We start from the raw sequence: 6424 nt of genomic DNA, 5'->3' as shown, positions 1-6424 counted from the left end.
GCCAGATACTCCAGAGGTGAGTTCTGGTCGGAACAGCGTAACAGACCGCATGCCGCTTCATGCAGCATCAGGAGAATCAGGAGCAACGGGAACACTCTACAGAGCCCGGCGTAGTCCAAAGTCATGGAGCGGGCCGCTTGCCAGCGAAGCGGACGGTGCTGCTCCCTCTCCTCGTGCCAACGGAGCCGTCAGCAGGTAGCGTTCATGGCCAGCACCATCCCCCGATTGCTGCTCGTCGCTGCTGGCCTCTAGAGGGATGGGCTGCTGATACTAGCACCTGCCAGGGAAAGAGCCACACTCGACCATCACCTGCTGGATCACTGCCCCTCTTAGGGCATCCACCCCTGCCTCCATATCCTCTCTGCTGGTTCTCCTTCACTGTAGCAAAAGCAAACAGCTCACTGGCCCCAGACTCGCACGCGTGCTCAACCAACGCTGAGGACAGCGCTGCTGATTGAGCAGAGAGAGCAGCGCTGGCTGCGGAAGCACTCATCTTGTCAGGGTGAACCCGCTCCTTCTCCCGGCAGTGCCTGCCAGGCCCAAGCAAGCCCCCAGCTCTCGCTCTGCTGCTCCCGGTGCCCCTCGCGGCTGGCTGCCTGTCGTCCCAGCGCGTCTTGACCTGGTGCCAGCGGAAGGCTGTGAGCCGTCGGCCCTGTCGGCAAACCCGTTTCAATCCCAGACGGGCCGCTTCACTGACTCTGACGAGGGAGTGAGGGAATGAGACAAACGGTAGTGTCATTTAACGAGATATGTGGCGCGTTTTTCTCAGATAACTTGCGCATATCGGCTTGAGAGGCGTTTTCAGCATATTGGCCTCTCACATAAAATGGCGTAGCATCTTATCTCATCTATTTAGATCTTGCTAAACTTGCTAAAACGAGCAAAATTTCTCGCATAAAATGGCGCGTGCCTCGTAGAAGCCGCTTCTGGAAGAACGCGGTTTTATGCAAGCATAACCTGGCGTGAATTTGATGCTGGCGGGTGGGTTTGTTTGATTACTCCGTCGGTAACGATGCTTGGCGAAGCCGAGGATTGAAAAGAGCAAGCAATGCAAAGAGGATGAAGCCAACCCATAAGATGCTCGTCGTCAACAGAACCCCGAAGCGTTGTAGACAGATCCCGACTTCCTACTGGACCAAATGTGGAGGATCCAAAGAGGACCAGACGGGCAATACTACTCACTCGTCCTTGCAACAGGTCAGGGACGACCGCCAGACGATAACTCACGGTTTGAAGGTAGGCAACCGAGTCAAGGAGAGCAAGACTGGCGATCACGCTTCCTAGCACCCACGGGTTTGTCACCACGCCATAGAGGGGCCAAAGCAGGACAAACAACAGCAAGGTGCTGATTAGCAGCCATCCTACGGGCACACGACGTTGGAGCATGGGGCTGCAAGCTGCCCCCAGAAGGGTGCCGACTCCTGCGGCGGCCAGAATAATCCCAACAAAGCTCAGTGGAATCCGCTCATTACGAGCGATAACCGCTACCAACAAGATGTTGCTACTCACAAACAGTTCAAGGTAGCCGTCGAGGATGAGAAGGAATCGAACGATCGGTTGCTGCCAGACCCACAGTAGACCCTCGCGAATGTCCTTGAAAAGATGGGTCTTCCTTTCTCCCCGCTCTTCTTGAAACGAAGTCCGAATGAAAAAAAGCGCGACCAGTAACACCGCCTATGAGATGGCGTCGATTAGGAAAGGCAAGATCCCACTGATCCTCAACAAGAATGTTCCAAGTGGAGCCGCCAAGGAGGTCATACTGAAGACCACTTCATTCTGAGCAAGGGCTTGAGGAAGTTGGGATTGAGGAACCACCTGAGTGAGTGCGCCCAGTTCAGCCAGGCTGTAGAACACACTGAAGGTTCCAATGAGGAAAGAGCACACACATAATGATGTGAGTTGAATGAGTGTGGGAAGCCCACTGAGAACGACAAGTGCAACGCTTGTCAAACATAAAGCCAGTCCTGCTGTACACACAATCATGACTCGCTTACGATCCCAACGATCCACGAGCGCTCCTGCAGGCAGCATGAAGAGAAGAGAGGGAAGTTGTCCAACGGAAACGGCGAGTCCAGCTATCACCGGATTGTTGGTGAGAACGAAGAGAAGGAGAGGAAAGGCGACCTGCGCTATCCCTGTTCCCAGCGAGGAGATGCTTTGTCCCATCCACAATAACAAGTAATCCTGATTTCTCCAGAGTGATTTGACTTCTTTTGGATGATCCATCCACTGTTTCCTTTTCTAGCTCAACTGAGCAGGTCGTCAAGAAAGAGAGTACGCAGAGCTTCGATCGGTGCGGCTGTCAACGCCGCTAAAAAACGGGAGAGCGCCGAACGGGAGGGCAGTCGGTCACGCTCAAACAAGGCCATGAAGGGACTCGCAAAGGGTTGGAGATGCCGGTAGAACTCCTCCAGGGTGCGTTCTCCGCTGATGGCATAGCCGAAGAGGACCGCCAGGAAGTCGATCACCTCGTAAGACGAGCCAGGCGCCTCCGGCGCGGCGGCTTCGACCTCCTGTCAGCGCTCGGGTGCCGTGGCGGTGGGCTGGAACAGCAGCACGCCCGGCAGCGGATTGATCCCCGAGATCAATCCCTCCTCGCCTGGATAGGCATCGGATGCACGTGCTTCCATGCTTGAATCCGTACAAACGAGTCAAGTATAATAAGAGCACATCGACTGTGCTGGCAGTGCTGGTAGTACCGGCTGCACTGCTCGATCAATCAGGAAAGCGGCACGTCCAGATAGCGCTGAGCAGGTGGGGCTGGGAGGGCACACCGCTCCTTTGAAGGATCCGTCTGTGCGCCGTGCCTGAAGGCTCAGGGCCAGGAGACTGGGAAGGGGGGAGATGGTGCGGCTGGAAGGGGAGGAGGGATCGACAAGGCGGCTGGGCGGAAGGCCGCAGCATGCCAGGACCTGTGGGAAAGGCTGCTCTCCTGAAGGAGGATGTGTGCTCATGAGGAACCAGCCCCCAGAGCCAGATTCGGCCCAGCCACTCACACTCCTGCTCGCGCTGAGGGCGGATGAGACAGAGGAAAGCGATCCCGCACTCATCCATACCATTGGACGGGAGACCGTGCAGGCGCTCCAGGCTGAGGGGATTCCTGTCCAGCCCATGTATACAGGACAGCAAGGAGGGGACTTTCTGGTCCAGGTGGTGGTCCCGACGGTCGTGCACTGGGTTGCAGCGGTATGGGATCACCGGGCTGTGATCACAGAACTCCTCAATGATGCTGTCCAATTAACTACGCTTGCTGCCTTTATCTACCAGGTAGTCCAACGGGTGAAGCGGAGGTACGAACAGCACGTGGGGGAAGATGAAAGCAGAGCCAGACCCCTCACAATCTCGCTGGAGGTAGAAGGGGACGCGCACTCGCTCGATGCCTCCAGCCCCACACACGCTCAGGTGGTGCTCACCACCCTCTTGAAGGATCACCAGGCCTCTGGTCCTCGTGCTGCTGCCACCACTCCGCTGGAACTGAAGCTTTGCCTGGCCATTCCCAGGAAGAGGGCGCCAGGGAAGAGAAGACATGGCAAACCATCGCGGAACGCCACCGACCGGCAGTGAGAGGAAACGGGAGCCCTACCACCGGCATGTTGCCTGAGGCGGCAACCAGTCGACGGTGGCAGGCAGGGCTCGTGCTGTCAAGGAGGTTCCAATCGCTATGGCGTCAGAGCAGCCCCGCAGACCAGAGCAGGAGGGAGTCCAGGCAGGGCGGCGTCTTGCCCTGGTGGTCGGATCGAATGGCCAGCCGCAGTCAGACAGAGCTGCGCTCAGATATGCCGCTGCGAGTGCTCTGGCAGTTGCCGAGGCATTACAACATTCCTGTGGCTTTGAACTGTTGCAGCCTCCCCTGCTCAATGAACAGGCGACGACCGCGCGTACGAAAAGGGCGATCTATAGGCTCGTAGCAGGCTGCGGGGTGGAGGACTTCCTTCTCTTCTATTTTTGTGGGCATGGCGAGCCGTATTTTATTGAGGCAGAGCAACGTGATGTCTATCTCGTCACTCACGATTTCGATCCTGAATATATTAAAATTGATAGAGATGCGCATATCTCGTTGAGCTGGCTGAGCAGGATTCTCTATGAAAATAGCGAGGTACAGGCAGGCACCGTCTTCATAGTCCTGGATTGCTGTTATGCCGGGAATATAGGGCATCAGCTGGAAGAACAACCGCTTGAAGTCCTCAAGCGGAGCATAGAGGCGTGTATTCGGCACTACTACCTGGACACACCTGGGCCTCAGAGAGGCGCACGGATCATCATGGCAGCGTCAAGCTATCATGGTACGGCCTGTGAAGCAGATGGCTTGACGCTGCTGGCGAAGCATCTGCTGCCGGCGCTCCGTGGAGAGGCCCCGATCCACCCCTACGTCAGCGAGAGCGGCCAGCTGGTATATGAACAGCTCGTTGCGTACTTACGTGCGTGCTCTCCCGAGTGCTTGCAAATCACGACTGTTACGAAGCCCCTGGATAAGCCGGTCATACTGGCTACGTTTCCTGATCTCAGCCTGGCAGCTCGCCAGGCGCGGCAGCAGGCAGAGCGGCAGGCTGCCCAGGAGCAGCTCCTGCGTGCGCTCGCTGACCATGCGTTTAGCCGTTCCTTCTTGCGCGACCGCCTGGAGCGCTTTGTGGGAAGGGAACGGGAATTGAGAGAGCTTCGAGCGCGGATCACGGCGATGCGGGAGACGGGCGGCTATCTGGCGATCACTGGCGTGGCGGGCCAGGGCAAGAGCAGTCTCATTGCGAAGCTCGTGGACCTGTATCGCGCCACGTCAGAAAAGGAGCGGGACAGGCAGGTCATTTCTCATTTCATTCCCGTGACTCCTGGGAGCGGCTATCAGGTGATCCTCCTCAGGCACCTGATGGCATCCCTGGTGCTGAAATATCAGCTTCCTCCGTTCTACGTCGAGAGCGATCAGCTGCCGGTCTTGCGCGACCTCTTTCGTCCCTTGCTCGAAGAAGTAGTCCAGCGGGGAGGAGAGGAGATCATTTTCATCGACGGCCTGGATCAACTTCCCGAGGAAGCTTCTGGGCTGCGGGACCTCCAGCTCCTGGCAGCAGGCGATCCTCCAGCAGGGGTCGTGTTTGTCCTGGGAACGCGGCCAGAGGCCCTGCGCTCACTGCACCTGCATAAACCTTTTCAGGAATACCCGCTGTCCAGTCTCAGCCTGGAGGATTTTACCCGGCTCGTGCAACGTCGCCAGCAGGAGCGCACCGAGCCAGCACCGCCGCTGGATGCAGCGCTCATCAAGGAGGTGTATGACCAGCTCGCAGCCAATGCCCTCTTTCTGGATCTGGCGGCCAGGGAATTGATCGAACACAGGGACATGCCGCCGGAAGCAATCATTCGGCGTCTTGCAGCGAATCCGGAAAATGTCTTTTCGCTGACCATGGATCGTCTAGGGCGTGCCAGTGCTGCCCCCGAGACGCACTGGCAGCGGGTCATCCAGCCGGTCCTTGGGGCATTGCTGACCGCCCGGGAGCCGCTGGCAAGAACCCATCTGAAACAGATTCTGAATCTGAAGCACCGTCGAGATGGGCGTCCTCCTATAGACGGACAGGAGCTTGACGCCGGTTTGGAGCGTCTCAAAGGTCTTCTCCTGACGGACATCCAGGATGGTCTGAAATGTTACTCCTTGTTCCATGTGAAATTGCATGATTACTTGCGCCGAGACGAGAGGCAACCGGATAAGGACTGGATCTTTGATGCGGACGACGAGCAGGAGTGGCACGGCATCCTGGCGACGTGGTGTGAGCAGGCCCCGCTTGATCGGATCTGGCAGGAAGTGAGAGAGGATGCGAGCGAGCGGCGACGCTGTCTCTATGCTCGCCAGCACTATGTGAGGCATCTGTATCAGGCCGGGCAGTCTCGCTGGCGAGATCTCTTTGCCGTACTGGATGAGGGCAGCTATGGGAAACAGAAAGTGCGATTTGATGGCAGCAGCCGGCTGTATGCCCAGGACCTGGAACTGGGGCAACAGGCTGCCGCTTCAGGCCGCTGGAGCGATGATGAGGCAGTGCAGCTGCTTCCCCATCTCTGGCGCTATACTCTCTTACGCGCCAGTCTGGCCAGCAAAGCCGATCGGTATTGGCCCGAGACGTTCCAGCTCATGCTGCGGTTGGGACAGGAGCGAAAAGCGCTGGGCCTGGCCGAGTTGCTGACCGATGCGGCCAACAAAGCAAGGGTGTTTCTGCTGATGGCCACCCACTGGCTCGCCTTGCCTGAGCGAGCCAGTGAGGCGCAGCAACTGTTGAGAAGAGCCCGGGAGATCGCACTCACCATCGAGGATCGAGGGAAGCGAGGGGAGGCGCTGGTCGCGTTGGCCGAGGCGTTGGAGAGGGCGCAGAGGGTGGAGGAGGCCCGAGGAGTGTGGGAGCAGGCGGAACGGGTGATCGAGGCCATCGAGGATCGAGGGAAGCGAGGG

At 58.0% G+C, this 6424-nt stretch carries 3 protein-coding genes and 2 pseudogenes; 3 read left to right on the top strand and 2 right to left on the bottom strand.

Going from position 1 to position 6424, the window contains the following annotated elements; genetic code table 11:
- Window positions 1-942: 942 nt before the first annotated feature.
- Together IRZ31_RS19405 and IRZ31_RS19400 are read right to left on the bottom strand one after the other, a co-directional pair.
- Window positions 943-2226: pseudogene (locus tag IRZ31_RS19405) on the bottom strand (MFS transporter).
- 20 nt (window positions 2227-2246) lie between these two features.
- Window positions 2247-2468, bottom strand: a complete 222-nt coding sequence (locus tag IRZ31_RS19400) for a hypothetical protein (protein ID WP_297156789.1) — start codon at window positions 2466-2468, stop codon at window positions 2247-2249.
- 484 nt (window positions 2469-2952) lie between these two features.
- Here IRZ31_RS19400 and IRZ31_RS19395 point away from each other — a divergent pair, with 484 nt between their 5' ends.
- The 3 genes and pseudogenes from IRZ31_RS19395 to IRZ31_RS19385 all read left to right on the top strand — a co-directional run.
- Window positions 2953-3564: a hypothetical protein gene (locus tag IRZ31_RS19395; protein WP_297156786.1), complete on the top strand. Its 612-nt coding sequence runs from the start codon at window positions 2953-2955 to the stop codon at window positions 3562-3564.
- A gap of 97 nt (window positions 3565-3661) precedes the next feature.
- Window positions 3662-4114, top strand: a pseudogene (locus IRZ31_RS21500) (caspase family protein); the annotation flags it as partial.
- A 147-nt stretch (window positions 4115-4261) separates the two neighbouring features.
- A partial coding sequence (locus IRZ31_RS19385; RefSeq protein WP_297156781.1) for an ATP-binding protein occupies window positions 4262-6424 on the top strand: 2163 nt, incomplete at its 3' end.

This window comes from Thermogemmatispora sp., assembly GCF_019683635.1.
Lineage (GTDB): Bacteria > Chloroflexota > Ktedonobacteria > Ktedonobacterales > Ktedonobacteraceae > Thermogemmatispora.
Note: the sequence above shows the minus strand (reverse complement) of the source record. Positions and strands in the feature narration are given on the sequence as shown.

Coding starts and splice junctions, on each gene's coding strand:
- IRZ31_RS19395 (WP_297156786.1), top strand. CDS start 2,953: ATGAGGAACCAGCCCCCAGAGCCAGATTCGGCCCAGCCACTCACACTC.